Below are 25,017 nucleotides of genomic sequence, written 5' to 3' on the forward strand. Positions count from 1 at the left end.
TGAATCACGGCCACAAGTACCGGGTTGCGCCGAAGATGACCAACCGTGGCGCATACTGACCCTTAGACATCCGAGGTCTACGACGAGTTGAGGGTGCCGTGGCAGTCACTGACGATGCGATCCTGCGCGTCAAGGAGATGATCGTTTCGGGCGAGCTGAAGCCCGGCGACCGTCTCCCGCGTGAGGCTGACCTGGCAGAACGCCTGGGCCTGTCGCGCAACTCCCTGCGCGAGGCCGTGAAGGCGCTGTCACTCGTCCGAGTGCTGGACGTCCGCCAAGGCGACGGCACGTACGTCTCGTCGCTGCGAGCCGACGACCTGCTCGGCGCACTCTCGTTCGTCCTCGACCTGCACCGCGGCGAGGACTCGGTGCTGGAGGTCCTCCAGGTCCGCCGAATCCTCGAACCGGCCGCCGCCGCCATGGCCGCCCAGCGCGTGGACGCGGAGGAGATCATCAAGCTCCGCGCCCTGTGCGACGCCGCCGAGTCCGCGAAGTCCGTGGAGGAACTGGTCGAGCACGACCTGGAGTTCCACCGCGCCATCGCCCAGTGCTCGGGCAACGCCTACCTGGCCCAGCTGTTGGACACGCTGGCCGGCCCGACGGTTCGGGTGCGGATCTGGCGCGGTATCACCCAGTCCAACGCGGTGGACCGGACTGTCGCCGAGCACCGGGCGATCGTGGACGCGCTGGCCGCCCACCAGCCGGAGTTGGCGCGGAGTTGGTCGACGGTGCACGTGGCCGGCGTGGAGCAGTGGCTTTCGGACCTGGCCTGACCGGTGTCCTACTTCGACATCCAGGGCTACGAACCTCAGTGGCTCAACGGCTTGTCATCGATCGCCGCCGCCCACGGCCCACGGCTCCAGGCGCTGACCGGACGCCGTCTGCGGCACATCTGGCTGCTCTGGGACCGCACCGATGACGAGTGGTTCGCCGACGGCCCGGTCCTGTTCGACTTCGACGGCGAACAGGTCGAGATCAACCACAAGAAGTTCGACGACCTGTCCATCACGTGGAACACCGTCGACCCTGTCGGGCAGCCGGCCTGGACCGACGGTGACCCGGATGAGGGCGCCTACGTCTTCCGGCTCGCCTGGCGGCACGACGCGCAAGCGGAGACCGCCGCACTGCACGGCCAAGAGCTCAAGGGGGTCGAACTGCTCGTGTACGGCGGCAGAGACATGGCCAACGGGATGGTGGCCGTCAGCTTCGCCTTCCCTGACGGACGAGTGACCATCTCGAACGGCCTCGACGAGAACCTTCTCGAGTTCGGCGAACCCGACTCCGGCTTCCGCCGAAGCTCAGACCTGGCGTAGCTCCTCCAGCACAGCCCGCACCGCAGGCTGCCCCTCCGCCCGATTCCGCACCACCGCAGACACAGTCCGGAACACCTGCTGCTTCAACGGCCGCAACGCCACCCCAGGCCGCCGTGCCACGGACGGCACCAACGCCACCCCGAGCCCGGCCTCCACCAGCCCGCACATCACCCCGAAGTCGTCGCAATAAGCCTGCGCCCGAGGCACAAACCCAGCCGCACCACAGGCCCGCTGCGTCAGCTCGTGGCACGAAGCATCGGTGCGCGGCATGATCCAAGGCCGGTCCGCCAACACGGACAGATCCACGGAGTCCTGCTGCACCAACGGATCCGACAAAGGCAGCGCCACGTTCACCGGCTCCACGAACAGCTCGAACGACTCGCACGACGTGGGCAGCGAGCGCGGCATGATGTTGTACGAGTGGATGACCGCGATGTCGATGTCCCCGCGCCGCAACGCCGGCAGGGACGCCTCCGGTTCCATCTCGTGCACGAAAAGGTCCACATCGGACCCGTGCGCGGACCGCAGCACCTGGATCACCCGCGGCAGCAACGCGGCGACGGACACGAACGCCCCGATGCGCACCACACCCGAAACAGAAGTCCGCAACGAAGCCAGATCAGCCTCGGCAGCGGCCAGCTGGTCCAGCACCAGCTGCGTGTGCGCCGCCAGCACGTGGCCGGCACGGGTCAGCGTCAGCCGACGCCCCTCCCGTTCCACCAGAGCCACCCCGGCCTCGCGTTCCAGAGCGGCGAGCTGCTGGGACACGGCGGGAGAGGTCACGTGCAGGGCCTCGGCGGCGGCCGTGACCGTGCCGTGGACCGAGAGAGCGTGCAGCAGCCGAAGTCGGCGAACGTCCAACACAAAGCTCAGCTTAACGTTCCGAGCAGAACTTCTAACTGGAACTTTCCATAGACCAGAGCCACGCTTGAGTCATGTTCGGACGAGTGCTGGTAGCGATGGTCACCCCGTTCACCCCCGACGGTGACCTGGACCTCAAGGGTGCGCAGGAGCTGGCGGCGCACCTCGTGGACAAACAACGCGTGGACGGGCTGGTCCTCAACGGCACGACCGGTGAGGCGCCGACCACGACGGACGAGGAAAAGGCCCAGGTCATCAAGGCCGTCAAGGAAGCGGTCGGACAGAAGACCAAGATCCTCGCGGGCGTCGGCACCAACTCCACCCGCCACACCATCGAGCTCGCGCGGCAGGCCGAGGAGAACGGCGCGGACGGCCTGCTCGTCGTCACGCCGTACTACAGCCGGCCCACGCAGGAGGGCGTCGAGAACCACTTCCGGCAGGTGGCGAACGCGTCGGGGCTGCCCGCGCTGCTCTACGACATCCCCGGTCGCACGGCCACCGCGATCGAGACCGACACGCTGATGAGGCTCGCGGAGCACCCGCGGATCGTCGGGGTCAAGGACTGCAAGGTCGACCTGCTCGCGACGGCCAAGGTCATCGCCGAGACCGGGCTCGACTTCTACTCCGGCAACGACGAGCTGATCCTGCCGCTGTACTCGATCGGCGGTGTCGGCACGGTCAGCACCGTCGGGCACGTCGTCGGCAGCGAGATCAAGGCCATGCTCGACGCCTACGACGAGGGCGACAACAAGGAAGCCCTGCGCCGCCACCAGGCCCTGCTGCCGGTGATCACCGCGATCATGACCCGCGAGCCCGGTGCCGTCGCGGTCAAGGCCGCGCTCAACCTGCTCGGGCTGCCGGCGGGCCCGGTGCGCGAGCCGCTCGCCGAGGCCACGCCGAAGCTGATCGACGAACTCCAGGCGCTCTTCGCCTAGTGTCCTGCGCCGGAGATCCGTGATCTAAGTCATGTTTGGCGCGAAAAGCACGTTCGGGCGATCTAGCGGCCCCGACGTCCCGTTCGCGCCATACGGCTCCCCCTGAGCGAACGAGGAGCCAAGGCCATCTAGCGGCCCGAACGTGCTTTTCGCGCCAAAACAACAGGACACGACTTGGCGGTTGATTTACGACGAGGGACACTAGAGCCCGTAGACCCGGCGAGCAGTGCCCGAGAAGATCGCGGCCTGCTCGTCGGGTGACAGCTCCGAAGTCAGCTCCTGAGCGGCCGAAAGCCACTCGTCGTACGAAGCGGCCAAGAGACAAACAGGCCAGTCCGAGCCGAACATCAGGCGATCCGCGCCGAACGCGTCCAGCACGACCTCGAAGTACGGCCGCAGATCAGCGACGGTCCACGACTTCCAGTCGGCCTCGGTGACCAGTCCGGACAGCTTGCACGTCACGTTCTCGTGCGCCGCCAAGGAGCGAATCAGCTCGGCCCACTCCCCGACGCCCGACCCGATCGCGGGCTTCGAGCAGTGATCCACCACGAACGGAACGTTGCTCAGCGCCGCCACGGTCCGGCGCGCGGCCGGCAGCTGGTGTGGCAACGTCAGCAGCTCGTAGACCAGCCCGCGCGCGCCCACGGCCGCAAGCCCGCGCCAGACGTCCTTGCGGCACAACCACTCCGGGTCCGGCTCGCTCTGCACCTGGTGCCGGATCCCGCGCAGCCACGAGCCGTCGGGGCTGTCCACCAACGAGTCCAGCGCGTCGCCCACACCCGCGGACGTCAGGTCGGTCCAGCCAACCACCGCCCCGACGACGTCAGAAGACGCCGCCACCGCGAGAAACTCCGGCGTCTCCTCCGGCATGCACACCGTCTGCACCAGCACGGACGTCGTGACCGAAGGAGCGGCGGCGACGAAGTCCGGTTCCAGGAACGAACGACGGATCGCGCCCATCGGCGGATCGGTGATCCAGTCCTGGTCGCGCACCGACAGGTCCCACAGGTGGTGGTGAGCGTCGACGATCACGGCGTGGGAACCTCCGAACCCAGCAGCCCCAACGACTTCAGCTCCGCCCACAGCTCCGGAGGAATCGACGCGGCAAAATGGCGGGCGTTCGCGTCCATCTGCTCCGCCGTCCGCGACCCGATCACCACCGACACCACGGCGGGATGCCCGAGAGCGAACTGGATCGCCGCCTCCGGCAAGGTCACCCCGTGCCGCTCGCACACCGCGGCGATGGCTCGAGCCCGTTCCACCAGCTCAGAAGGCGCGTTCTCGTAGTTGTACTTGGCATCGGCGGCCACGACCGGCTTCGACAGCAACCCGGAGTTGAAGACACCGCACGCCACCACCGAGACACCGCGCTCCACGCACGCGGGCAGGAACGACGGCAGCGCGGGCTGCTCCAGCAACGTGTACCGCCCGGCCAGCATCACCACGTCGATGTCGGTCTCGCGGACGAACCGCTCCGGCATCTCCCACTGGTTCATGCCGACGCCGATCGCGCCCACGACACCCTGCGACCGCAGCTCCTCCAACGCCGGGTAGGCCTCACCGAACGCCACATCCCAGTAGTCATCGGGATCGTGGATGTAGACGATCTCCACCCGGTCGGTGCCGAGACGCTCCAAAGAGGACTCGATCGACCGGCGAACACCATCAGCCGAGTAGTCCCGCACCCGGCGGAAGTGCGCCGGCACCGCGAAACCCTCGTCGTCGAGCCCGGAGCCGTCGAACGGTTCCAGCAGCCGGCCGACCTTCGTGGAGATCACGTACTCGTCGCGCGGCCGCCCGGACAGCGCCACGCCCAACCGGCGCTCCGACAACCCGAGCCCGTAGTGCGGCGCGGTGTCGAAGTACCGGACACCGTTCTGCCACGCCGCCTCGACCGCACCGAGAGCCTCGAAGTCGGAGACCTCCCGGTACAGGTTGCCGATCGGCGCGGCACCGAAGCCCAGACGGGAAACAGCAACCTTCACAGCTCACTCCTGCTTCTGGCCGGTCGCGAACCGGGTCACGATCAGCGCCAGGATGATCACCGCGCCGTACGAGGCCTTGATGTAGAAGCCGGACACGCCCTGCAACCGCAGGATCTGCTCGACCAGGCCGAGCATCAGCACACCCGACAGCGCCCCGAACAGCGTGCCCTTGCCGCCCTGCAACGAGATGCCGCCGATCACCGCGGCCGCGAAGACCTGGAAGATCATGCCCTCGCCCTGCGTCGCGGCGACCGAACCGAGCCGTCCGGTCATCAGGATGCCCGCGACCACGGCCAGAACGCTGCCGATGATCAGCACGATCCACACCACGCGGTCGACGCGGATACCGGCGGCACGCGCGGCCTCCGAGTTGCCGCCGATCGCGTACAACGAACGGCCCGCGCGCAGGTACTTCAGCACGAAGATGCCCGCGGCGTAGCAGACGATGCAGATCCACACCGCCGCCGGCAGCCCGAGCCAGGACGTGGAACCCAGGTACAGGAACGACTCCGGCACGTCGATCAGCGACTTGCCCTCGGTGATCGCGAGCTGCAGACCGCGCAGCATGGTCAGCATGCCCAGGGTGACCATGAACCCGGACAGGCCGACCTTCAGGATCAGGAACCCGTTCAGGCCACCGACCAGCACACCGATGAGCAGGCACAACGGCAGCGCCATCCACGCCGCGAGCCCGACGTCGAGACCGCCGGACGACGCCGGGATGATCAACGCGACCGCCAGCGCGGGCGCGAGACCGACAGTCGACTCGAGCGACAGGTCCATCTTGCCGACGATCAGGATCATCGCCTGGCCCAGCACCAGCAGCGAGAGCTCGCTCTGCTGGGTCAGCACCGCGATCAGGTTGCCGGGCGTCAGGAAGATCGGCGACAACACAGCGCCGATGACCAGCAGAATGATGATCACCGGCACCAGCGCGAGGTCCTGGTACCGCGCGAACTGGAACTTCTGCTTGGGAGGCGGCGTAGGCGCCGAGACTGGCGGTGTCATGGCCTTCGTCATTCCGAGCTCATTCCTTCAATGGCGGCGATGAGGTCCTGATCGCGCCAGCCGCGTGCGAACTCCCGCACGACCTGGCCGTGGAACAGCACCAGAACACGGTCGCAGACCCGCAGGTCGTCGAGCTCGTCGGACACGACGATCGCGGCCTTGCCCCGGCGTGCCTGCGCGTCGACGACCCCGAGCAGCGACTCCTTGGACTTCACGTCGACGCCCGCGGTCGGGTTGATCAGCACCAGCACGGACGGGTCGCCGGCGAGTGCCCGCGCCATCACGACCTTCTGCTGGTTGCCGCCGGACAGGTCGGACACCGGCTGGTCCGGTCCGGAGGCCTTCACGTCGTACGAGGCGATCGCGGTGGATCCCGCCGACCGTTGCGCCGACGGCCACACGAAGCGGCCGGCCGTGCTCATCGTCGCGTTCTCCGCGATCGACAGGTCCAGCACGAGCCCCTGGTGGTGACGATCCCGCGGCACACAGCCGATTCCGGCCTTCAGAGCGGCAGGAACGTCACCGCCGCGCACCGCAGAGCCGTCCACCGTGATCGACCCGGCAGAAGGCTTGCGCAGCCCGTACACGGTCTCGGCGAACTCGTGCTTGCCGGACGACGCGCTGCCGGCGAGCCCGATGACCTCGCCGCGCGTCGCCGACAGCGAGATGTCCGAGAAGTGCTCACCGCTCAACGACGACACCGACAGGACGAGATCCGAGGACGACGGCCTGTCGTCACCGCTGGGCACGTTGAGCCCACCGGCCTCACCGGTCATCGCCTCGATCAGGTCGGGCTTCGACATCTCCGCGACCGGCGCGGTGACGATGTGCCGCGCGTCGCGGTAGACCGTCACCGTCTGGCAGACCTCGTAGACCTCCTGCAGGTGGTGGGAGATGAAGAGGAACGTCACTCCCTTGTCCTGCAACGACCTCATCCGGTCGAACAGCCGCTCGATCGCCGGGCCGTCGAGCTGCGCGGTCGGCTCGTCGAGGATCACGAACCGCGAACCGACAGACAACGCCCGTGCGATCTCGACGAGCTGACGCTGCTCGACGGTCAGCGCGGACACCAGCTCGTCCGGCCGCACCGCCACGTCGTAGGCCTCCAGCAACGAAGAGGCCTCGGCGCGAAGCTTCTTCCAGCTGATCAGGCCGCCGCCGAGGTCCTGCCGGTTGATGAACAGGTTCTCGGCGACCGAGAGCTCGGGCACGACCGTCGACTTCTGGTACACGCACGCGACGTGACGCCGCCACGCCGCGCGGTCGGCGACGGACGGCGCGGGCTCGCCGAAGAAGCTGACCTCGCCCGCGTCCGGCACCTGCATGCCGGTGAGAACGGAGACCAGCGTCGACTTGCCCGCGCCGTTGCGGCCCACGAGCGCGTGCGACTCACCGGCTCGGATCTCGATGCCCACGTCGTCCAACGCGAGCGTCCGCCCGAACCTCTTCGTCACGCCACGCGCGACAGCCGCCAAATTGTCGGCACCGCCGACGGAAGCCAGGTCAACCATCAGATCTGGTTGCCCCAGAACGCCTTGTCGTCCACGTTCTCCTTGGTGATCAGCGGCGCGGGCAGCTGGTCCTCCAGGCGGCCGTCGCCGACGTCGACGATGTTGGAGTCGTGGTCGGTCTTGCCCGGCGAGAACGTCTTGCCCTCGACCGCGGCCTTCGCGTAGAAGAGCGCCCACTTCGCGTAGAGGTCGGCCGGCTGCGAGACGGTCGCGTCGATCTCACCGTCGCGGATCGCCTTCAGCTCCGCCGGGATGCCGTCGTTGGAGACGATGAAGATGTGCTTCGGGTCGCTCGGCGGGACGATCAGGTTCTTCTGCTTCAACAGCTGCAGCGTCGGCGCGAGGAACGCACCGCCTGCCTGCATGTAGATGCCGTTGATGTCCGGGTGCTGGTTGAGCCTGGTCTGCAGGGCCGCGGACGCCTTCGAGCCCTCCCACTCGGTCGGCTCCTCGAACACGGTGATGCCGGGGTAGTCCTTCTTCATGCAGGCGGCGAACGCCTCGGAGCGGTCGCGGCCGTTGACCGACGACAGCGAACCCTGGAACTCGACGACCTTGCCCTTGCCCTGCAGCTTGTCACCGAGGAACTTGCACGCCTTCTCGCCGTACGCCTTGTTGTCCGCGCGCACGACCATGTAGGTCTTGCCCTTGTCCGGACGGGTGTCGACGGTGACGACGGGGATCTTGGCCTTGTCGAGCCGGTCCAGCGTGCTCGCGATGGCACCGGTGTCCTGCGGCGCCATGATGATCGCCTTGGCGCCCTGCGACTGCAGCGACTGGGCGTTGGCGACCAGGTTCTCCACCTTGTTCTGCGAGTTGGTGGGGTTCAGCAGGTTGACACCGAGTTCCTTCGCCTTCTCGGGGAAGTACTTGATGTACGAGTTCCAGAAGTCGGTGTCGGCGCGTGGGTGGTCGGCGCCGATCGGGCCGACGCCACTGGCGCCGGTGCCACTCGCACCACCGCCACACGCGGTCAGTGTGAGTGCACCGGCGAGCGCGAGGCACACCGCGGCGGTGAGGTTGCGACGCTTCATCGTTTAGTTGCCTTTCATGACTGCTTGGGACGCAAGCGCAGGCCATACATGCCACCGTCGACAGCGAGGATCGTGCCTGCGGTGGATCCCGACAGCGGGCTCGCCAGGTAGGCGATGGCTCCCGCGACCTCATCAGCGGAGACGAGCCGGCCGTGCGGCTGGCGTGCCTCCAACGCGGCTCGTTCGGCGGCCGGATCGGGTGCCGAGTCGAGCAGGCGGCCCACCCACGGGGTGTCCGCCGTGCCGGGGGCGACCGCGTTGACGCGAATGCCTTCGCGCACGTGGTCGGCGGCCATGGCGAGCGTCAGCGAGTACACCGCGCCCTTGCTGGCCGAGTAGAGAGCGCGCTGCGGGAGCCCGGCCCAGGCAGCGATGGAGCAGGTGTTGACGATCGCCGGGGACGGCGAGTTCCGCAGGTGCGGCAGCGCGGCCCGCGACACGCGGACCATGCCCAGCACGTTGACGTCCAGCACCTTCAGCCACTGGGCGTCGTCGTTGGCCGTGACGTCGCCCTGGGCACCGATGCCCGCGTTGTTCACGACGACGTCGAGGCGGCCGAACCGCTGCACGACCTCGTCGATCGCGGCTTTGACGCTCTCGTCGTCGGACACGTCCACGCGGATCCCGACGAGCGGGTCCTTCACGTCCGGGGTGAGGTCCAGCGCCACGACGGTGGCACCCCGCGACGACAGCAGGTTCGCCGTGGCGAGCCCGATGCCGGACGCACCACCCGTGACGACGGCGACGAGTCCTTCGAAGTCAGTCATCCTCACCCTCCAGCTCCGTCCACACAGGCCCCTCGGGGAACCGGTAGTCGGACAGCGTCTCTTCCTTGAGCTGAGCGGAGAAACCCGGCTCGGTCGGCGCGAGGTAACGACCGTTCTCGACGACGGCCGGGTCCAGGAAGTGCTCGTGCAGGTGGTCGACCCACTCGATCACGCGGCTGCCGATCTCGCCGGAGACCGCGACGTAGTCGAAGAACGACAGGTGCCTGACCAGCTCGCACAGGCCGACACCGCCGGCGTGCGGGCACACCGGGATGCCGAACTTCTTGGCCAGCAACAGGATCGCGATGTTCTCGTTCACGCCCGCGACCCGGCACGCGTCGAGCTGCAACACGTCGATCGCACCGGCCTGGAGGAGCTGCTTGAACACCACTCGGTTCTGCACGTGCTCGCCGGTGGCGATCCGGATCGGGGCCAGCGCGTCGGCGATCGCGCGGTGCGCCAGCACGTCGTCCGGGGAGGTGGGCTCCTCGATCCAGTACGGGTCGTACGGCGCGAGCTCACGCATCCAGCGCACCGCCGTGTCGACGTCCCAGCGCTGGTTCGCGTCCACCGCGACCCGCACGTCGTCGCCGACGACCTCGCGGGCGAGCTTCATCCTGCGGACGTCGTCGTCGAGGCTGCCGCCGACCTTGAGCTTGATCATGTCGAAGCCGTCGGCGAGTGCCTGGCGCGCGAGGTTCGCGAGCTTCTCGTCGGAGTAGCCGAGCCAGCCGGGAGACGTCGTGTAGGCCGGGTAGCCGTCACGGGTGATGGTGTCCACGCGCTCGGCCTTGCCGTGCTCGACCGCGCGCAGGATCTGCAACGCGTCGTCGGGCGTGAGCGCGTCGGACAGGTACCGGAAGTCGACGAGGCTGACGATCTCCTCCGGCGTCATCTGCGCGAGGAACCGCCAGACCGGCAACCCGGCGCGGCGCGCGGCGAGGTCCCACGCGGCGTTGACGACGGCGCCGATCGCCATGTGCGCGACGCCCTTCTCGGGGCCGAGCCACCGCAGCTGCGAGTCGCCGATCAGCTCGAAGTACAGCTCTCCCAGCGCTTTCGCGGTCTCCGGCACGTCCTTGCCGACCACGTGCGGCGCCAGCGAGTTGATCGCGGCGGCCTGCACGTCGTTGCCGCGTCCGATGGTGAACGCGAGCCCGTGGCCCTCCGGCCCTTCGTCGGTCCGCAGCACCACGTACGCGGCGCTGTAGTCCGGGTCGGGGTTCATCGCGTCGGAGCCGTCGAGCTCGCGCGAGGTCGGGAACCTGATGTCCAGCACGTCGAGTGAAGTGATCTTGGGCATGGTCACGCCTGCCCGAGGGTCTGACGCTGCTTGCCGAGACCTTCGATCTCCAGCTCGACGACGTCACCGGCGCGCAGGTACGGCTTGGGCTCCGGCTGGCCGAGCGCCACCCCAGCGGGTGTACCTGTGTTGATGACGTCACCCGGTCGAAGTACGAGGAACTGGCTCAGGTAGCGCACGATCTCCGCGATCGGGAAGATCATGTTCTTGGTGGACGAGTTCTGCTTGATCTCGCCGTTCACCCAGAGCCGCATCTCGAGGCTCTGCGGGTCGGCGATCTCGTCGGCGGGCACGAGGAAGGGACCGAGCGGGTTGAACGTCTCGCAGTTCTTGCCCTTGTCCCACGTCCCGCCGCGCTCGATCTGGAACTCGCGCTCGGAGACGTCGTGCGAGAGCACGTACGCGCCGATGCACGCCAGAGCGTCCTCTTCGGACTCGAGGTAACGAGCGGTGCGCCCGATGACGACGCCGAGCTCGACCTCCCAGTCGGTCTTCACGGACCGGCGCGGGACGAGCACCTCGTCGTACGGGCCGACGATCGTGTCCGGCGTCTTGAGGAACATCACCGGCTCGCCCGGGATGTCCGCGCCGGTCTCCTCCGCGTGGTCGCGGTAGTTGAGGCCGATGCAGATCACCTTGCCGGGACGCGCGAGCGGCGGTCCGACGCGCACCCCCTCGGTGTCCAGGACCTCCAGCTCGCCGGCTTCCAGCGCCGCACGGACGCGGTTGACGCCGTCGTTCGCGAGGAACGACCCGTCGATGTCCGGCGTGATCGGCAGGAGGTCGTACGTGGTTCCGTCGTCGGTCCTCACTGCAGGACGTTCATCGCCGACCGGCCCCAGGCGCAGAAGCTGCACGGCCGTTCCTCCTCTGCTCACACCGCATCAAGACATCGGATGTATAGCCCCGCGAGGGCAGGTACGTCTAGGGCCTTCCATTAAGTCGTCCGATGACTGAAAGGAGCTGAGCGTGAACTTGGTGGTCGCATCAGTCCTCACGGGCGCACTGCTGGCACCGTCGAACGCGGCCGAGCCTGTAACCGTTTTCGTTGAGCTGACCTCGACAGCTGCTGTCGAAACGAATTCCGTTACACAGGCGCGTTCAGCACGGGACAGGACGTCTGAGCAGGCTTCCCGCGTGGTCTCACGGTCCGGTGGCCGGGAAGTTGCGCGAACGACCAACGCCGTGCCGGGCGTCGTTTTGTCGACCCAAAAGTCCCAGTTGGCTTCTTTGTCCCGTATGCCCGAAGTGCGTGAAGTACATCGGATGTCCCCCAAGAAGCTCACCAACGCCTCGGCCGTCCGACTCACACGGACGTCGGAGGCGTGGCGGTCGTTCGGACGCTTCGGCGACGGCGTGCGGATCGGCGTGATCGACACCGGCATCGACTACCGGCACGCGGACTTCGGCGGCGGCACGTTCCCCACCGCCAAGGTCGTCGGCGGGCACGACTTCGCGGGCGACGCCTACACCGGCAAGCCCGGCTCACTGCCAGAGCCCGACGCCGACCCGCTGGACTGCGAGGGCCACGGCACGCACGTCGCCGGCACCGCGGCCGGGTTCGGCGTGAACCGCGACGGCTCCACCTACCGCGGGTCGTACTCCTCGATCGACCTCGACTCGCTGAAGATCGGGCCGGGGACCGCGCCTCACGCGCTGCTCTACGCGTTGAAGGTGTTCGGCTGCGAAGGCAGCACGAACCTGACCGCGCAGGCGCTGGACTGGGCTCTCGACCCGAACGGCGACGGCGACTTCTCCGACCGGCTCGACGTGGTGAACCTGTCGCTGGGCAGCGACTTCGGTGCCGCGGACGACCCGGACGCGCTGTTCGTGCGCAAGCTCGTGGAGCACGGTGTGGTCGTGGTCGCGGCGGCCGGCAACGGTGGCGACTTCTACGACGTGGCCGGGTCGCCGGGCAACGCCCCCGACGCCATCTCCGTGGCGAACAGCCGTGACGCGTTCTCGATGCTGGACGGGCTGGAGTCCGGCGGTCGTCAGTGGCCTGGCCAGTACAGCCTGAACTACAAGGGGCCGTTGGACCTGACGGCACCCGTGGTGAAGCTGTCATCCAATGTGGATGGTTGCCGGCCGATTTCCGAGTCGTTGAACGGGAAGATCGTCTGGCTGGAGTGGGACGACGACGATGCCACTCGCGCCTGCGGTTCCGGCGCCCGCACGGACAACGCGTGGAAGGCGGGAGCGGCCGGGGTGTTGCTGCCGTCGTCGTTGCCCGTGTTCGCGGCGAAGATCGCCGGGAACGCCCACATCCCGGTGTTCCAGCTGACTTCGAGCGCCTCCCAGGCGTTGCGACCGGCTCTGGACGCCGGAACGCTGACGGTGCACCTGACCTCGGCACTGAAGGTCGCGGTGCCGTCGGTCGAGCCCTCGATCGAGGACACGATCACACCGTCCTCGTCGCGGTCCCGTTCGTCGATCTCGCTGGCCGCGCCGGGTGACACGATCTTCTCCGCCGCTTCCGGGACGGCGTCGGACGGCGTGTCGATGGGCGGTACCTCGATGGCGTCGCCGCACGTGGCCGGCATCGCCGCCCTGCTGCGCGAGGTCCATCCGAAGTGGACGGTCGCGGAGATCAAGGCCGCGCTGACGAACACCGCCTCCGGGGTCGTCCGGTCCGCCGACGGTGTGCGGGAAGCCCCGATGCGGGTCGGTTCGGGCCGGGTCGACGGGCTCGCGGCGTTGTCCACCGACGTCCTGGCGCTGGGTGACGCGTCGTTCGGCACGGTCGAGGTGAGCGCTCCATTGTTGAACAATCGAACGATCCGATTGTTGAACAAGGGGACGAAAACCGTCCGCCTGAACGCGCACTACGAGCCGCTCACCGCCGTCCCCGGCGTGTCGTTCCAGGTCACGGCACCGTACGTGGTGCTGCCGCCGGGAGGGTCGGCGTCGGTGACCGTGCAGCTGCGGATTGCGAACCCCTCCGCGTTGCGCAAGAACCCCGACCCCACGGTCTCACTCGACGAGGGACGCCAGTTCCTCGCGGAGGCGTCCGGACTGGTGGTGTTCTCGGGCGACCGGTCGCTGCAGGTGCCCGTGTACGCGGCCCCGAAGCCGGTCTCACGGCTGACGGTGGCCGCCGGTCGCGTCGCCGGTCACGGCCTCGACCAGCCGGACTACCAGGCCCGCATGACCGTGCTGCAGCTCGGCGCGCACTCGGACCGCCTGCCCGACTGCGGACCCGCCGTGCAGGACGACTGCGCGGTCAACCGCACGGCTCGCGGCGGCGACCTGCGGTACGTGGGCGCGACGGCGACCCCGGACCTGCTGGCGTTCGGCGTCGCGACCTGGAGCACCTGGGCGAACATCGGCAGCAACACCCAGCCCGAGGTGCGGTTCTCGGTGGGCGGCAAGAACTTCGTGACGACGGCGGTCAAGCAGACCAACGCCGACGACGAGGTGACCGCAGACATCTGGTTCGCCCGCACCGTCGTCGCCGGCACTGACGAGATCGTGGACGAGCAGCCGCTGAACGGCCACGACGGTTCCGTGGACACGAACCTCTTCGACAGCGACGTCGTCGTTCTGCCGGTTTCGCGTGCTTTGTTGCCGTCCGGCCCGGTGACCTACACCGTCGGAGTGCAGAGCCGCTACACCGCGCCCGCCGACCCCGACGAGCTCGTCGACGTGGCCCGTCCGGCGGTGTTCGACTACAGCTTGATCGTGCCTGCACTGTCCACAGTGGTACGTCCGGGTGATCAAGTTCCTTCTGGATCGTTGGTGTTCTTCCACCACAACGCAACGGGTAACCGTGCACTGACCAGGTGACACCCGGTTGGGCGTGCCTTAGGTGAGCGTCTCTCGGCATACTCGGCTTTTATGGATCTGGTCGTGGGACTCGACGCTGGCGGCACCTCAACCAGGGCGTTGGTGCTCGATCTGGACGGCGCCCGCCTCGGCCAGGGCCTGGCGGGCGGCGCGAACCCGAACTCGCACCCGCCCACCGTCGCCGCGGCCCACATCGGCGAGGCGCTCGGGGAGGCGTTGGACGGTCTGGACTCCCGCAAGGTCCGCAGCGGCGTCCTCGGCATGGCCGGAGCCTCGAAACTGGCGGACCCGGCCGTCTCCGCGCTCTTCCAGGACGCCTGGGAACGCGCGGGCCTGCACTGCCCGATGCGGGTGATCACCGACTGCGAGGCTGCGTTCGCCACCGGCACGTCGTGCCCCGACGGCACGGTTCTGGTGGCGGGCACCGGTTCCATCGCGGGCCGCATCGCCGGCCATCGCATGGTCGCCCAGTCCGGCGGCTACGGCTGGCTGATCGGTGATGACGGTTCGGCGTTCTGGCTGGGCCGCGAGGCCGTGCGGGCGACGTTGAGGCTGCTCGACCTCGACGCGCCCCTGGAAGGCCTGGCCACCGCGGTCCTCACCGCGGCCGGCGCGCGCAACCGCAGCCAGCTGATCAACGCGGTCAACGCGCAGCCACCGATCAGGCTGGCGCAGTTCGCCCCGCTCGTCAGTTCGGCCTACCACCACGGCGATCCCGAGGCGCTGACGATCGTCGCCTCCGCCGCCCGCCTGCTCGCGGACACGGCGTCCGCGGTGCGCAAGCCGTCCGACACGTCACCGATCGTGCTGGTGGGCAGCCTGATCAAGACGCCGGTGGGCACGCACCTGAAGCAGGAGCTGCTCACCCGGTGCAACGCCCAGGTGATCATGGCGACGGAAGGGGCAGCGGGCGCGGCGTGGCTGGCAGCCGTCGACGTGCTGGGCCCCACGGCTCCGCGCCCGGCCTAAGCACCCTCATTTTTTGGCGCGAAAAGCACGTTCGGGCCGATAGATGGCCCGAACGTGCTTTTCGCGCCAAAAACCCGGGGTCGGGTTACGACGCCAGGAGGCGGCCCGAGTCCGGCTTCCTCTCGTGGTACGCGCGCAGCAGTCCGGCGTGCACGTCCTCCACGTGCTCGGCCGCGTCGGCGTTCCACACCAGCGTGATCCGCCGGTGCAACGGGTTGCCGATGATCGGCTTGAGCAGCACGCCGGGCAGGTCGTGGCCGGGGAAGAAGCCCGCCACGGCACCGGTCGACCGCACCAGGTCCGCCGCGACCACCGGGTCGACGCCGAAGTGTGCGCAGCGCGGCGTGAAGCCGACGGCCTCGCAGGCCAGGTCGAGGTTGAGCCGTCCGCCGTTCTTCTCGTCCGGGACGACCCACTCCTCGCCGGCCAGCTCGGACAGCAGCACCTCGCTGCGGCCGGACAACCGGTGGCCCAGCGGCACGCCGATCAGCATCCGTTCGGTTGCCACGCGGCGAAAGCCGACTTCGTCCGGGAACCTCAACGGGCTGTGCGGGAACTCCACCACCAGCGCGAGGTCGAGCTCGCCCGTGCGCACCAGCTCCAGGACCGCGTGGGCGCCGTGCTCGACGTGCGTGGTCTGCGGCAGGCCCGGCAACGTCTCCCTGACCACCTCGACGAGCAGCGCGGTCGGTGAGCCCGCCACGCCTCCCAGCCGGATCCCCGAGTCGCCGCGGTCTGCCAGCTTGTGCGAGGTGACGAGCAGGTCGTCGAACCTGTCGACCAGGTCCTGGGCCCGCACCACGACGTGACGGCCCAGCTCGGTCAGCTCGACGCCGGCGGTGCGGCGCAGGAACAAGGGACCACCGAGACTCGCCTCGATCCGTCTGACCTGGGCCGTCAGCCCGGCTTGAGCGATCTTCATCTGGGAGGCGGCCCGGCTGATGCTGCCGGCTCGCGCCACGGTCAGGACCACGTGCAGATGTCTCAGATCCATTCGCACCGAGGAAGCCTAGGACAAGTTGGGGAGCCACAAACTCGGCCACGTGGGTGTCACCAGATGACGCACAGTCGCCGTTGTAAGCACGATTGCTCTATCAGGCCGATAACTCGGGAATTATCGGTACGTCACACCTGCCGCCGTGCGCGCGGACTAGACCACCCTGCTGTGGACATCAGAACGATCCAGGGGGTGTGAACGCCATGAGGAAAGCGTTGCGGCTGCGACGGCTTTCCAGTCCGCAGGACGACAAGTACCTCTTCGTACCGTTGGACCACAGCGTTTCGGACGGTCCCGTGGTACCGCGCGACCGGTGGGACGACCTCATCCGTGCCGTCGTGCAGGGCGGGGCCGACGCCGTCATCGTCCACAAAGGACGTGTGCGCACGATAGATCCGGCTGTGCTCGGCGGATGTGCGTTGATCGTCCACCTGAGTGCGGGCACCGTGCACATGGCCGACGCCAACGCCAAGGTGCTCGTCGGCGAGGTCGACGAGGCGCTGCGGCTCGGCGCCGACGCGGTGAGCGTGCACGTGAACATCGGCTCTGACACGGAGTCGCGCCAGCTCAGTGACCTGGGCACGGTCGCGGCCGCGTGCGACTCGTGGAACGTCCCGCTCGTCGCGATGATCTACGCACGGGGACCGCGCGTCGGCAACGCCCAGGATCCGGCCGTCCTCGCGCACGTCGTCAACATCGCGGCGGACCTCGGCGCGGACATCGTCAAGACGAACCTGGCCGCCCCGGCGGAAGAAATGGCTCGGGTGGTCGCCAGCTGCCCGATCCCGGTGCTCGTCGCGGGCGGTCCGAAATCCGCCCACGACCTCGCCGACCACGCCCGCACCGCCATGGCGACCGGCTGCTCGGGACTCGCCGTGGGACGCCGGGTCTTCACCTCGCCGACACCGATGCAACTGGTCGCGGAGCTGACCTCGATCGTGCACGCGCCCACCGACGAAAGCCTCATCCGCGCACTGACCGCCACCTTGGAGAACCGGTGAAGTTCGCCTGGATCGACCTCAGAATCGTGCCGGAAGCGCACCGGACCGCCGTGATCGACGCGGCGGTGCACAGCCGGATCAGCGGAGTCGTGTCCGACGACCCCGCGCTGCTCGACGACCTGCCCCCGACGATCACCCGCGTGCTGCTCACCGAGGAGCACGTCGACAGCCCCCACCTCGTCACGGTAGCGGTGCACGACCAGGACCAGCTCGACCGGCTGCCGTCCAGCTCCGCCTTCGTCCAGGTCAGCGACGACCGCACGCTCAAACTGGCCTGTGCCGCGGCGGAACGGCTCGACCACACCGTCGTCGCGTTCACCGACCCGACGAAGATCCCGCTGGAGATCGTGATCGCCGCCGCCGACGGGGCACCCGGCGAGCTCGTCACCGTCGTGGCCGACCTCGTCGAGGCCGCGATCGTCCTGGAGGTCCTGGAACACGGCTCCGACGGCGTGCTGATGGCCCCGCAGGACGCGACCGACGTGTTCAAACTGGCCAGGCTGCTGGAAGTCACGTCCCCGCCGCTGACCCTGACCACGCTCACCGTCGAAGCCCTCACCCACAACGGCCTCGGCGACCGCGTGTGCGTCGACACCGCCTCGCACTTCCAGGAGGACGAAGGAATCCTCGTCGGGTCCTTCTCCTCCGGCTTCGTTCTTTGTTGCAGCGAAACGCATCCGTTGCCGTACATGCCGACGCGACCGTTCCGGGTCAACGCGGGCGCACTGCACTCCTACGTGCTCGGACCGGCGAACCGCACCAACTACCTCTCGGAACTGCGGTCGGGCAGCAAGGTCCTCGCCGTCCGCGCCGACGGCCGCACCCGCGAGCTCACCGTCGGCAGGGCCAAGCTCGAGTCACGCCCGATGCTCACCATCACCGCGCGCTCGCCGGAAGGCGTCGAGGTGCACCTGATGGTGCAGGACGACTGGCACGTCCGCGTGCTCGGCCCCGGCGGCAAGGTCCTCAACGTGACCGAGCTGCGCCCCGGCGACGAACTCCTCGGGTACGTCGCGCCGGAGCAACGGCACGTGGGCCTCCCGATCGGCGAGTTCTGCAAGGAGTTGTGACATGCGTGAGTTCATCACCGATCTGTTGCACCGCCACGCTGCTGACGTGCCGATCTTCACCTACGAGAACACGGTGACACACGGCGATATGCGCGCCGATGTCGCTGCTCTGGCCGTGCAGTTCGCTCGCGTGAGGGAAGGCAGCACGGTCGCGGTCCAGGTGCCACCGAGCTTCAGCCAGTTCGAAGCGGTGCTGGCGCTGTGGAGCCTCGGCGCCCAGGTGATCTCGATCGACCACCGGTTGCGGCCGGCCGAGGTCGACGTGCTGTGCGAGCTGACCCGTCCCGAGTTCTTCCTGCGCCAGAAGGGAAATCCCGCGACCTGCTTCCAGGAGCGGTACCAGCTGGAGCTCGAACCGGCGGGCGGTGATCCCGCACCGACCGCGCACCCGCTCGTCCAGTTCAGCTCCGGCTCGACCGGACGACCGAAGGTGATCGGACGCAGCACCGCCTCCCTCCTCGACGAGGTGGACCGGTTCACCAAGTCCGGCGGCATGGTCGCGCCGGGAGAACGCCTGCTGCTGCTCAACTCCCCCGCCCACAGCTTCGGCCTGATCGGCGGCCTGCTGCACTCGCTCGCGACCGGCGTGCACCTGGTGTTCGCGGAAAGGCCTGCCGCAGAAGCGATCCTGCGCCAGGCACGGACGCACGAGGTCGACTTCATCACCGGCCTGCCGTTCCACTTCGACCTGCTGGCCTCCTCCCCCGACCGCGGCGCCTTGCGGACGGTCCGCGGCGCGTTCGCGGGCGGCGAGCTGATGCCGCAGGACGTGGCCGACAGGTTCGCCGCCGTTTACGGTTTCCCTGTCGGCGAATGCTTCGGCACCACCGAGACAGGCGCGCTGACGATGGCGGTGAACGGCACGGTCCGTCCGTCGGTCGGCCCGCTGATGCCCGGCGTCACGGCACGCGTGAGCGACGGACTGGTCGAGGTGGCGCTACCGGAAACGCCGTACCTGTCCGACAACGACCCCGCGCGGTTCGCCGACGGCTGGTTCCGCACCGGCGACCGCGGCGAGTTCACCGAGGACGGCGAGCTCCGGCTGCTCGGCCGCGCCGACTCGCTGGTCGTGGTACGCGGCAACAAGGTTGACCTCACCGAGGTCGAACACGCCCTGCGCGCCCACCCGTTGGTGACCGAAGCCGTCGCCGTCGGTCCCGCGGAAATCCACGCGTACGTGGGGACTTCCAGCGACACGCTCACCGCTCAGGCGCTCTCGGAGTGGTGTGCGGAAAGGCTCGCCGAGTTCAAGCTCCCGGCGCACATCCACGTCGTGGACGCGTTGCCAAGGACGTCCAGCGGCAAACTGATCCGCAACCCCGACGTGCTCGCCGACACTTGACGCCCCAGATCACCTCAGCAGCGCCGCGCGCAGGTCATCCCTGCGCAGGAGCGCAAGAAGATCCGGAGAGTCGCTGAACACAACGTCGGCACCTGGACTGAACGCCTGCCGCAGCATGGATTGACACACGTCCGCGAACGGCTGGTCCTGCACGGTTTGAACCTGTTCCCGCATTTCGTCGGAGCGGTTGCGCGCCCGCGCACGATCCCACTCGCGCAGAGCGAGCCCAACCACCTTTCGAGCGTGCATACGACCCTTCGGCAACCCGCGTTCGTTGAGTCCACACACATCGATCGTCGCCTGCCCCTTTGGGGTCAGTGGGCGGTACACACCGAGGGACAGCGTCAGCAGCAGATGGTCGAACGGGTCTTCGGAGCTCGGATCGATCAGCAGCGGGTCACCGTCGTCGTCGACCGGGAACCGTTCGCCTTTTTGATGGCTGTTGCAGCCTGAACAGGCAAGGAGGTGGTTGAGCCAGTCGAAGGTGCGCAGCGGGTTGCGGGCGACGGGCTCGAAGTGGTCGACATCGGTGCCACGACTTTCCCCGCAGTACATGCACGTCTCAAAGCCAGCAGCCATCTGACCGAGGACTGCTCGGAGGGGCCTCCGGATCGTCGAGTTGTCCCAGGACCTGCGAGCCGTCTGGTATCGCGTGTCCGGCAGCGCCAATCTGATCTTTTCCGTCTTCTCGGCCATCCGAGTGCCAAGACGTGGATCAAGATCAGCTCGATAGATCCTGATCGTGCGTCCGCAAACGAGCCGCCACCTCGTCCACTCGGGCCGTCAGCGAACTCGTGAGCTTCTCCCGAAGCTCCTTGTACTGCCGGACTTCCTGTTCGTCCGCCGTTCCGGCGAGCGCCTTGACTTCCAGGTCGACGAGTCGCGCGCGCAACTTGTCAGCTCGCTCAGAGTAGGGCGAGTCGAGACCGAACAGCTCGGTGAGAACGGCATCGTCGCCACTGCCGTACACGACCCGTTCATACAGATCCTGGTCTCACGCAACGGAAACCTGCTGCCGCCACAGGTGACCCAAAGGCCGTCCGAGGTGACGTCATCAACCTTGTGGCCATCAGGGAGCAGGCCATCGCTCAACAGGCGTAGTGCGGCTTGTTTCAGATCATCAGCACCCGGCTCACCTTCGAGCGCTCGAAGACGCTGCCGGATCAGCCAGCTGACACCCTCCGCGGGTGAGGAGTCTTCGTTGAACAAGCTGGAGATTTGTGACATCCGCCCGATCGCGTTGCCGGCTGCCCCCGTGAGCCGACGGAACGGTCCATATGCGACGCACATCCACCCGCTCGACTCAATGTTCCACGGGCCGTCGAGCATGATTTCTGAATCGATTCTCAGAGAACCTCCCTGCCCAGCTGAGCGCCAGGCGAGCAACCTGGTCCGGAACCTCTAGAAAAGAGTCGAATTCCGGGTCTCGAGTAATCTGCAGATCTGTCAAAGCGGCATCTGCGCCATGCGTCATCCAGTTCTCAAAGCTCTGCATGAAGGCGAAAACAACGCAAGGACCACTGAGTGTGAACGCGATCGCCTGCAGCAGGGTGGACTTTCCAGAACCGTTTCGCCGCGATGACAGTCCATCCGGCGTGTGAGCCGTCCGGGCGAGTGAGCGTCAGGCCCACCTCACGGGCGCCGTGGAACCCTTTGATGTTCCTCAGCTTCACCTGCGAGACATACATGTCCACTCGGTCGCCGAACTGCATAGTCTTAGCGGGCTGCCAAGAGTCCTGTCCGCGACTGCTCCTGTTTGGCGCGAAAAGCACGTTCGGGCCATCTATCGGCCCCAATGTCACGTTCGCGCCAAACGGGCCTGGGGAGCAACGTTACGGACAGGAGTTTTGGCCTGGTGCTTAGTAGGCCTCAGGCGAACAGGCCGCGGATGTCGTCGGCGTCGAGGCTCGCGCCGAACACGTTGCCCTCGTCGATGACGTTGGCGAACAGCTCGGCCTTGCGCGCCTTGAGCGCCATGACCTTCTCCTCGATGGTGTCCTTGGCGACGAGGCGGTAGACCATGACGTTGCGGCTTTGTCCGATGCGGTGGGTCCGGTCGACCGCCTGGGCCTCGGTCGCCGGGTTCCACCACGGGTCGAGCAGGAAGCAGTAGTCCGCTTCGGTGAGGTTGAGCCCGAAGCCACCGGCCTTGAGGCTGATGAGGAACACCGGCGCGGTGCCTTCCTTGAACCTCTTCAGCACAGCGGCTCGCCCGCGCGTCTTGCCGTCCAGGTAGCAGTACTCGACTCCGGCCGCGTCGAGAGCGGTCCGCACCCTGTCCAGGAATCCGGTGAACTGGCTGAAGACCAGGGCGCGGTGTCCGCCGTCGATCACGTCGGTCAGCTGTTCGATCAGCGCGTCGATCTTGCTGCACGGCAGGGCGTCGTGCTTCTCGTCGACCAGCCCGGCGTGCAGGCTCAGCTGCCGCAACAGGGTCAGCGACTGCAGGATCGTGAACCTGTTCTTGTTCAGGTCGTCGACAAGTCCCAGCACCTTCTGCCGTTCCCGCTGGAGCTGGGTCTGGTAGAGCTTGCGGTGCTTCGGGTGCAGTTCGACCTCCAGCACCTGTTCCTGCTTGGCAGGCAGGTCCGCGGCGACCTGTTCCTTGGTGCGCCGTTTGATCAGCGGCTTGATCCGGCGCCGCAACTGGGCCAGCCGGTCGGTGTCGCCGTGCTTCTCGATCGGCAGGGCGTAGAACTCCCGGAACCTCGTCGGGCTGGGGAACAGCCCCGGCGCGGTGATCGACAACAGCGACCACAGCTCCATGAGGTTGTTCTCCATCGGCGTACCGGTGATCGCTAGTTTGAACGGTGCCGGCAGCAGGCGCGCGCACTGGTGGACCTTCGACTGGTGGTTCTTGGCGAACTGTGCCTCGTCCAGCACGAGACCGGACCACGGCAGCGCCGAGTAGGCGTCGAAGTCGAGCCGGAACAACGCGTACGAGGTGACGACCACGTCCGCGCCCGCGACGGCCTCGTCCAGCGTCAGGCCGAGCTTCTTCGTCGTCTCCCCGATCGCCCGGACGTTCAGCCCCGGAGCGAACCGCGCCGACTCCGTGGCCCAGTTCGACACGACGCTGGTGGGTGCGACGATGAGGAACGGCGCGCCGTCCGGAGTGGTTTCCCTTGCCTGGCAGATCAACGCCAGCGTCTGCACGGTCTTGCCGAGTCCCATGTCGTCAGCGAGGATGCCGCCGAACCGGGCCTCCCAGAGAAAGGCGAGCCAGCCGAAACCGTCCATCTGGTACGGACGAAGGCGCGCGTCGAGTGACTCCGGCACCTCGGTCGCGCGGAGCGAGTCGATCGACAGCAGTCCCTCGACCTGCCGTTGCCACGCTTCTGCCTGGCTTTGCACGACACCGAGCTCGGCGAGCTCCTCCCACAGGCCGGCCTGGAAGCGGCTGATCCGCAGGGATTCGCCGGCGGAGCCGTCCTGCAGTGCCCGCGCTTCCTCGATGAGCGCGGCCAACGATCGAAGCTGTGGCTTCTCCAGCGAGAAGTAGGCGCCGTCCGGGAGCAACAGATGCGTCTCGCCCCGGTTCAGGGAGAGGAACACGTCGAGGAACGGGACCGTGCGGCCGTCCGCGCTGATGGTGATCCCGAGATCGAACCAGTCGGTCTCCCCCGCCACCTCACCGGTGGACACACCGATCTCGACGGTGTCGCTGACCTCGCGGTAGGCGAGCTGTTTGCCGCTGGCCTCGACCTCCACCCCCGGCAGGTCCACCAGCAACGGCAACACCTCGGTGACGAACCGCATCGTGTCGGTGCCCGCGAGACGCTTGGGCCCTGGCGACGGCACGTGCTGCTCGACCGAGGCGAGCAGTGCACGTTCCGCGGCGAGATCGCGGTGGCCGTCATCCGGATCGAGTTCACCCAACGGCGCCCGGAACGAGGAGTCGCCGACCTGGTACTCCCATTCCCAGTCGACGTCCAGGGCGTGGCCCGCCTCGTGCGCCGCGCGCAGAACCAGGGTGGGCCCGGAGATCTCCGGGGGCGTGAAGGCGCCGTCCGACGAGGTCACCGGCGCGAGGTGCCGCAGTCGCGGGTAGAACTCGTCGCGGAACCTGGTGCGCCCGTTCTTCGGAATCTCCAGCCGCTTCTTGTCCAGCACCAACCGTTGCAGCTGGGCGGGTGCGGGTTTGGCCAGCCGCGCGAGCCGAAACTGCCAGCAGCGGCAGTCGTTGTCTGCCTGCACCTGCTCCCGATCGACGTACACCAGCCCGTGCCCAGCGGAGCCGATGAAGCAGAGCGGTTCGATCTCCTGCTCGAACTCGTCGACGGTGAGCACCGGATCGACCACGTGCTTCGTGCCACTTCCGGTGACATCCAGGTTCAGCCATGCGACAGCGGGGCGAGCCACGTCTCCCAGGCCCTTACGCGCGTGCACCAGACCGAGCCCGAGCTCGCGGGCCTCGTCGAGCAGCGGCCACAGCTTCTCGGACTCGAACGACAGCAGGTTGAGCGTCTTCTCGGCGTAGTAGCCGTGGCCGGTGCTGCCCGACTGGTACATCGCGTAGAACTCGCGCAGCAGCCGCAGGTGCGACGGCCGGTGGTCACGACCGTAGTAGCCCAGCTGATTCCAGTTGAGGCCGCTGCCGACCCAGCCGCCGTTCTTGCCGGGCCGCACCATCCGTGCGGTCAACGAGTAGCCGGGCCCGGTGCGGGCGTTCGACTGGGCCAGCGTCAACTCGATCGCCAGCGGCACGCCGGCGTCGACCTCCTGCCCGCCGTCGAGCAGTGCCTCCAGCGACCGGTCCCACGTGACTTTCGACGACTTCCTGCGTGGCTGCTCGGACTGCGTGGCCGCGACCACCAACGCGGCCACGTGCTTGCAGTTGAGTCCTACCGGGCAGCTGCACTCACCGTGCGCGAACTGGAAGTAGTCGCGGAGGCGGTCGAAGTACACCGACGTCTGGTAGACGCCACCCCGCCCGAGCACCGTCCCGTAGAGCGCGGACTCCGCGCCATCCCAGCCGAAACGCTGCACACGGCCCTGCCGCGCATAGTCGGAACCCCGGTCGAAGGTGGTCCTGCCCATGGCGTACTCGACATCCCGGACATCGAGCTGGACGGTGGTCACACGCATGCGGGCAAACGTAGCAGCGGGCACCGACAGTTCTGTCGGTGCAGCGG

Annotated in this window: 21 protein-coding genes; 8 read left to right on the plus strand and 13 right to left on the minus strand. The window is 67.8% G+C overall.

The features are described from left to right. Positions 1-98: 98 nt before the first annotated feature. Together ACFOWZ_RS45665 and ACFOWZ_RS45670 are read left to right on the plus strand one after the other, a co-directional pair. Positions 99-773, plus strand: a complete 675-nt coding sequence (locus ACFOWZ_RS45665; protein WP_030470956.1) for a FadR/GntR family transcriptional regulator — start codon at positions 99-101, stop codon at positions 771-773. Positions 774-776: 3 nt separating this feature from the next. Beyond that, a complete protein-coding gene (locus ACFOWZ_RS45670; RefSeq protein ID WP_382380581.1) occupies positions 777-1,313 on the plus strand; it encodes a hypothetical protein in 537 nt (178 codons plus the stop codon). Here the strand turns inward: ACFOWZ_RS45670 and ACFOWZ_RS45675 are convergent. Then, a complete protein-coding gene (locus tag ACFOWZ_RS45675; protein WP_382380583.1) occupies positions 1,299-2,177 on the minus strand; it encodes a LysR family transcriptional regulator in 879 nt (292 codons plus the stop codon). The genes ACFOWZ_RS45670 and ACFOWZ_RS45675 overlap by 15 nt on opposite strands. A gap of 71 nt (positions 2,178-2,248) precedes the next feature. Between ACFOWZ_RS45675 and dapA the strand changes: the two genes are divergently transcribed. Then, positions 2,249-3,109, plus strand: coding sequence for a 4-hydroxy-tetrahydrodipicolinate synthase (gene dapA / locus ACFOWZ_RS45680; protein WP_382380585.1), 861 nt, complete (start codon positions 2,249-2,251; stop codon positions 3,107-3,109). Positions 3,110-3,310: 201 nt separating this feature from the next. Here the strand turns inward: dapA and ACFOWZ_RS45685 are convergent, their stop codons facing one another. From ACFOWZ_RS45685 to ACFOWZ_RS45720, 8 genes are read right to left on the minus strand one after another with little or no spacing between them, the layout of a single operon-like run. After that, positions 3,311-4,141, minus strand: coding sequence for an amidohydrolase family protein (locus ACFOWZ_RS45685; protein WP_382380587.1), 831 nt, complete (start codon positions 4,139-4,141; stop codon positions 3,311-3,313). Further along, complete coding sequence (locus ACFOWZ_RS45690; RefSeq protein WP_382380589.1) at positions 4,138-5,094, minus strand: aldo/keto reductase; 957 nt, start codon at positions 5,092-5,094, stop codon at positions 4,138-4,140. The genes ACFOWZ_RS45685 and ACFOWZ_RS45690 overlap by 4 nt, the downstream gene beginning before the upstream one ends. 3 nt (positions 5,095-5,097) lie before the next feature. Beyond that, on the minus strand, positions 5,098-6,114 hold the full coding sequence (locus ACFOWZ_RS45695; protein WP_382380591.1) for an ABC transporter permease: 1,017 nt from the start codon (positions 6,112-6,114) through the stop codon (positions 5,098-5,100). Next, positions 6,111-7,613 (minus strand): sugar ABC transporter ATP-binding protein, encoded by a 1,503-nt coding sequence (locus ACFOWZ_RS45700; protein ID WP_382380593.1) that lies wholly within the window; start codon positions 7,611-7,613, stop codon positions 6,111-6,113. Before ACFOWZ_RS45700 ends, ACFOWZ_RS45695 begins: the two co-directional genes overlap by 4 nt. Then, positions 7,613-8,647 carry a sugar ABC transporter substrate-binding protein gene (locus ACFOWZ_RS45705; protein WP_382380595.1) on the minus strand — a complete coding sequence of 345 codons (1,035 nt, stop codon included), beginning with the start codon at positions 8,645-8,647 and terminating at the stop codon, positions 7,613-7,615. Before ACFOWZ_RS45705 ends, ACFOWZ_RS45700 begins: the two co-directional genes overlap by 1 nt. 14 nt (positions 8,648-8,661) lie before the next feature. Then, positions 8,662-9,414, minus strand: a complete 753-nt coding sequence (locus ACFOWZ_RS45710) for an SDR family NAD(P)-dependent oxidoreductase (RefSeq protein WP_382380597.1) — start codon at positions 9,412-9,414, stop codon at positions 8,662-8,664. Further along, positions 9,407-10,717 (minus strand): enolase C-terminal domain-like protein, encoded by a 1,311-nt coding sequence (locus ACFOWZ_RS45715; RefSeq protein ID WP_382380599.1) that lies wholly within the window; start codon positions 10,715-10,717, stop codon positions 9,407-9,409. The genes ACFOWZ_RS45710 and ACFOWZ_RS45715 overlap by 8 nt, the downstream gene beginning before the upstream one ends. A gap of 2 nt (positions 10,718-10,719) precedes the next feature. Beyond that, on the minus strand, positions 10,720-11,574 hold the full coding sequence (locus ACFOWZ_RS45720; protein ID WP_382380601.1) for a fumarylacetoacetate hydrolase family protein: 855 nt from the start codon (positions 11,572-11,574) through the stop codon (positions 10,720-10,722). 409 nt (positions 11,575-11,983) lie between these two features. Here ACFOWZ_RS45720 and ACFOWZ_RS45725 point away from each other — a divergent pair, with 409 nt between their 5' ends. Both ACFOWZ_RS45725 and ACFOWZ_RS45730 read left to right on the plus strand, forming a co-directional pair. After that, positions 11,984-14,503 (plus strand): S8 family serine peptidase, encoded by a 2,520-nt coding sequence (locus tag ACFOWZ_RS45725; protein WP_382380603.1) that lies wholly within the window; start codon positions 11,984-11,986, stop codon positions 14,501-14,503. Between the two features lie 51 nt (positions 14,504-14,554). Further along, positions 14,555-15,472 (plus strand): N-acetylglucosamine kinase, encoded by a 918-nt coding sequence (locus ACFOWZ_RS45730; protein WP_382380605.1) that lies wholly within the window; start codon positions 14,555-14,557, stop codon positions 15,470-15,472. 85 nt (positions 15,473-15,557) lie between these two features. Here the strand turns inward: ACFOWZ_RS45730 and ACFOWZ_RS45735 are convergent, their stop codons facing one another. Further along, on the minus strand, positions 15,558-16,466 hold the full coding sequence (locus ACFOWZ_RS45735; protein WP_382381306.1) for a LysR family transcriptional regulator: 909 nt from the start codon (positions 16,464-16,466) through the stop codon (positions 15,558-15,560). A gap of 206 nt (positions 16,467-16,672) precedes the next feature. Between ACFOWZ_RS45735 and ACFOWZ_RS45740 the strand changes: the two genes are divergently transcribed. The 3 genes from ACFOWZ_RS45740 to ACFOWZ_RS45750 are packed head-to-tail and all read left to right on the plus strand — an operon-like array spanning position 16,673 to position 19,882. Then, complete coding sequence (locus ACFOWZ_RS45740; protein WP_382380607.1) at positions 16,673-17,470, plus strand: 2-amino-3,7-dideoxy-D-threo-hept-6-ulosonate synthase; 798 nt, start codon at positions 16,673-16,675, stop codon at positions 17,468-17,470. Continuing rightward, positions 17,467-18,540, plus strand: coding sequence for a 3-dehydroquinate synthase II family protein (locus ACFOWZ_RS45745; protein WP_382380609.1), 1,074 nt, complete (start codon positions 17,467-17,469; stop codon positions 18,538-18,540). The genes ACFOWZ_RS45740 and ACFOWZ_RS45745 overlap by 4 nt, the downstream gene beginning before the upstream one ends. Before the next feature lies 1 nt (position 18,541). Next, positions 18,542-19,882, plus strand: coding sequence for a class I adenylate-forming enzyme family protein (locus tag ACFOWZ_RS45750; protein WP_382380611.1), 1,341 nt, complete (start codon positions 18,542-18,544; stop codon positions 19,880-19,882). A gap of 9 nt (positions 19,883-19,891) precedes the next feature. Here the strand turns inward: ACFOWZ_RS45750 and ACFOWZ_RS45755 are convergent, their stop codons facing one another. The 3 genes from ACFOWZ_RS45755 to ACFOWZ_RS45765 form a co-directional block, all read right to left on the minus strand. After that, positions 19,892-20,578 carry an HNH endonuclease gene (locus tag ACFOWZ_RS45755; RefSeq protein ID WP_382380613.1) on the minus strand — a complete coding sequence of 229 codons (687 nt, stop codon included), beginning with the start codon at positions 20,576-20,578 and terminating at the stop codon, positions 19,892-19,894. A gap of 25 nt (positions 20,579-20,603) precedes the next feature. Continuing rightward, the gene (locus ACFOWZ_RS45760) at positions 20,604-20,852 is read right to left on the minus strand and encodes a hypothetical protein (protein WP_382380615.1); all 249 of its coding nucleotides are present in this window, start codon (positions 20,850-20,852) and stop codon (positions 20,604-20,606) included. Positions 20,853-21,751: 899 nt separating this feature from the next. Continuing rightward, complete coding sequence (locus ACFOWZ_RS45765) at positions 21,752-24,970, minus strand: DEAD/DEAH box helicase (RefSeq protein ID WP_382380617.1); 3,219 nt, start codon at positions 24,968-24,970, stop codon at positions 21,752-21,754. Between the last annotated feature and the right edge of the window lie 47 nt (positions 24,971-25,017).

Origin of the sequence: Lentzea rhizosphaerae (assembly GCF_042649515.1) — a bacterium.
In the GTDB taxonomy this organism is placed as follows: Bacteria; Actinomycetota; Actinomycetes; order Mycobacteriales; family Pseudonocardiaceae; genus Lentzea; species Lentzea aerocolonigenes.

Excerpts from the sequence above, each read along its gene's own strand:
- ACFOWZ_RS45695 (WP_382380591.1), bottom strand. The coding sequence starts at position 6,114 with ATGACGAAGGCCATGACACCGCCAGTCTCGGCGCCTACGCCGCCTCCC.
- ACFOWZ_RS45705 (WP_382380595.1), bottom strand. The coding sequence starts at position 8,647 with ATGAAGCGTCGCAACCTCACCGCCGCGGTGTGCCTCGCGCTCGCCGGT.
- ACFOWZ_RS45740 (WP_382380607.1), top strand. The coding sequence starts at position 16,673 with ATGAGGAAAGCGTTGCGGCTGCGACGGCTTTCCAGTCCGCAGGACGAC.
- ACFOWZ_RS45765 (WP_382380617.1), bottom strand. The coding sequence starts at position 24,970 with ATGCGTGTGACCACCGTCCAGCTCGATGTCCGGGATGTCGAGTACGCC.
- ACFOWZ_RS45725 (WP_382380603.1), top strand. The coding sequence starts at position 11,984 with ATGTCCCCCAAGAAGCTCACCAACGCCTCGGCCGTCCGACTCACACGG.
- ACFOWZ_RS45755 (WP_382380613.1), bottom strand. The coding sequence starts at position 20,578 with ATGGCCGAGAAGACGGAAAAGATCAGATTGGCGCTGCCGGACACGCGA.
- ACFOWZ_RS45730 (WP_382380605.1), top strand. The coding sequence starts at position 14,555 with ATGGATCTGGTCGTGGGACTCGACGCTGGCGGCACCTCAACCAGGGCG.
- ACFOWZ_RS45715 (WP_382380599.1), bottom strand. The coding sequence starts at position 10,717 with ATGCCCAAGATCACTTCACTCGACGTGCTGGACATCAGGTTCCCGACC.
- ACFOWZ_RS45710 (WP_382380597.1), bottom strand. The coding sequence starts at position 9,414 with ATGACTGACTTCGAAGGACTCGTCGCCGTCGTCACGGGTGGTGCGTCC.
- dapA (WP_382380585.1), top strand. The coding sequence starts at position 2,249 with ATGTTCGGACGAGTGCTGGTAGCGATGGTCACCCCGTTCACCCCCGAC.
- ACFOWZ_RS45735 (WP_382381306.1), bottom strand. The coding sequence starts at position 16,466 with ATGGATCTGAGACATCTGCACGTGGTCCTGACCGTGGCGCGAGCCGGC.
- ACFOWZ_RS45700 (WP_382380593.1), bottom strand. The coding sequence starts at position 7,613 with ATGGTTGACCTGGCTTCCGTCGGCGGTGCCGACAATTTGGCGGCTGTC.
- ACFOWZ_RS45750 (WP_382380611.1), top strand. The coding sequence starts at position 18,542 with ATGCGTGAGTTCATCACCGATCTGTTGCACCGCCACGCTGCTGACGTG.